This window comes from Gordonibacter pamelaeae (genome assembly GCF_003340385.1).
Lineage (GTDB): Bacteria > Actinomycetota > Coriobacteriia > Coriobacteriales > Eggerthellaceae > Gordonibacter > Gordonibacter pamelaeae.
This window is the reverse complement of sequence record NZ_PPTS01000031.1, coordinates 1-323: the sequence shown is the minus strand read 5'-3', so window position 1 is coordinate 323 and position 323 is coordinate 1. Positions and strand designations below refer to the sequence as shown.

1 protein-coding gene is annotated in these 323 nt (G+C 74.0%); it reads right to left on the bottom strand.

Features of this window, described 5'->3' with window-relative positions:
• The coding region (locus tag C1877_RS15075; RefSeq protein WP_220149922.1) for a metal-dependent transcriptional regulator at window positions 1–323 on the bottom strand (323 nt) is incomplete at both ends.

Here is a 323-nt window from a genome sequence, read left to right as displayed (position 1 = left end):
GCGCTCTCGCCCAGCAGGGCGGCGAGCTTCTCGAAGGAGCCCTCCGACAGGCAGTGCTCCATGCGGCAGGCCTCCCGCGAGGCGGTCTTCCCGTCCACGCCCGCCTCGAGCAGGAGCCCCTCGAAGAAGCGGTGGCGCCCCAGCGTCCGGCGGGCGATCCGCTCCCCCTCGGGGGTCAGGCGCACGTCCCGGGCAACCACCTCGGCGAGCCCGGCGGCGGACAGGCCCGCCAGCGCCTTGGTGACGCTCGCCTTGGAGTAGCCCAGCAGGCACGCTATGTCCACGTTGCGGCAGGAGCCGCGCTCGGAGCGGATGCGCAGGAT